This window comes from Streptomyces sp. CAI-85, assembly GCF_013363615.1.
Taxonomy (GTDB): Bacteria; Actinomycetota; Actinomycetes; order Streptomycetales; family Streptomycetaceae; genus Streptomyces; species Streptomyces antibioticus_B.
Window position 1 is genome coordinate 1 of record NZ_JAANNX010000161.1, and the last position, 2293, is coordinate 2293.

2 protein-coding genes are annotated in these 2293 nt (G+C 69.1%); both read left to right on the top strand.

What is annotated here, in order from left to right:
• On the top strand, positions 1–753 hold a 753-nt coding region (locus G6W55_RS37375), incomplete at its 5' end, for a cation diffusion facilitator family transporter (RefSeq protein WP_175525034.1).
• Between the two features lie 332 nt (positions 754–1085).
• Positions 1086–2293, top strand: a 1208-nt coding sequence (ahcY, locus tag G6W55_RS37380) for an adenosylhomocysteinase (RefSeq protein ID WP_175525035.1), incomplete at its 3' end; no start/stop codon positions are given.

A 2293-nucleotide genomic window follows, 5' to 3' on the forward strand; every position in this document is an offset into this window, starting at 1 on the left:
TACATCTACGCCTTCCTCGTCTCCATCGTCCTCTTCTCCGTCGGCGGCATGTTCGCCATCTACGAGGGCTACGAGAAGATCAAGCACCCGCACGAGATCGAGCACTGGTACTGGCCGGTCGGCGTCCTCGTCTTCGCGATCATCGCCGAGAGCTTCTCCTTCCGCACCGCCATCAAGGAGTCCAACCCGCTGCGCGGCGACCACTCCTGGACCGAGTTCGTCCGCCGCGCCAAGGCACCCGAACTGCCCGTCGTCCTCCTGGAGGACCTCGGCGCCCTCGTCGGCCTGATCCTCGCCCTCGGCGGCGTCGGCATCGCCCTCCTCACCGGCGACGGCGTCTGGGACGGCATCGGCACCGTCTGCATCGGTGTCCTCCTCGTCCTCATCGCCCTCGTCCTGGCCGCCGAGACCAAGTCCCTCCTCCTCGGCGAGTCCGCCGGCACCGACGAGGTCCACAAGATCGAGACCGCCATCGTCGACGGCGACACCGTCACCCGCGTCATCCACATGCGCACCCTCCACCTCGGCCCCGAGGAACTCCTCGTCGCCGCCAAGATCGCCGTCCGGCACGACGACACCGCGACCGAGATCGCCACCGCCATCGACGCCGCCGAGGCCCGCATCCGCCAGGCCGTCCCCATCGCCCGCGTGATCTACCTCGAACCCGACATCTACAGCGAGACCGAGGCGGCCAAGGGCCCCGACCCCTCCGCCACTCCCGGCGGCCCGGCCCAGCACCCCACCGGCCACTGACCTGACCTGCACCCACGCTCCCGACGGGGCCCGCCGCACCACCGGCGGGCCCCGTCGCCGTTCCCCCTCACCGTCCGTGATCGGCGCGATCCGATCCCCGGCGGACTGGGGCCGCCCGCCGCCTCCGGTGTAGCTTGGAACGGAGCCAGACGTCGCTGCTGATGGCGGTCGGGCGGTCCCACGCGGACCGACCGAGGGAGAGAGGGCCTCCGACGGACTGCGCTGCGCGCACCGAGGGCACACCCGTGCCCCCACCAGGGCACCCCTGTGTCCGCCGCCGCGCAGAACAGCCGTACCCACACCTCGACCCAACCTCCGAGGAGCAGCTCACCATGACGACTGTCGACAGCCGACAGGACTTCAAGGTCGCCGATCTCTCCCTGGCCGCGTTCGGCCGCAAGGAGATCACCCTGGCCGAGCACGAGATGCCCGGCCTGATGTCGATCCGCAAGGAATTCGCCGCCGCCCAGCCCCTGGCCGGCGCCCGCATCATGGGCTCGCTGCACATGACCGTGCAGACCGCCGTCCTGATCGAGACCCTGGTCGCCCTGGGCGCCGAGGTCCGCTGGGTGTCCTGCAACATCTTCTCCACCCAGGACCACGCGGCCGCCGCCGTCGCCGTCGGCCCCAACGGCACCCCCGAGGACCCGCAGGGCGTCCCGGTCTTCGCCTGGAAGGGCGAGACGCTGGAGGAGTACTGGTGGTGCACGGAGCAGGCGCTGACCTGGCCGAACAGCCCCACCGGCGGCCCCAACATGATCCTGGACGACGGCGGTGACGCCACCCTCCTCGTCCACAAGGGCGTCCAGTACGAGAAGGAGGGCAAGGTCCCCTCCGTCGACACCGCCGAGAACGAGGAGCACCGCGTCATCCTCGAACTCCTCAACCGCACCATCACCGACGGCTCCCAGAAGTGGACCCAGCTCGCCTCGGAGATCCGCGGCGTGACCGAGGAGACCACCACCGGCGTCCACCGCCTGTACGAGATGCAGCGCGACGGCGAACTCCTCTTCCCGGCGATCAATGTCAACGACGCGGTCACCAAGTCGAAGTTCGACAACAAGTACGGCTGCCGCCACTCCCTCATCGACGGCATCAACCGCGCCACCGACGTCCTCATCGGCGGCAAGACCGCCGTCGTCTTCGGCTACGGCGACGTCGGCAAGGGCTGCGCCGAGTCCCTGCGCGGCCAGGGCGCCCGCGTCATCGTCACCGAGATCGACCCCATCTGCGCCCTCCAGGCCGCAATGGACGGCTACCAGGTCACGACCCTCGACGAGGTCGTCGACAAGGCCGACATCTTCATCACCACGACCGGCAACAAGGACATCATCATGGCCTCCGACATGGCCAAGATGAAGCACCAGGCCATCGTCGGCAACATCGGCCACTTCGACAACGAGATCGACATGGCCGGCCTCGCCAAGACCCCCGGCATCGTCAAGGACGAGGTCAAGCCGCAGGTCCACACCTGGACCTACCCCGACGGCAAGGTCCTCATCGTCCTGTCCGAGGGCCGCCTGCTGAACCTGGGCAACGC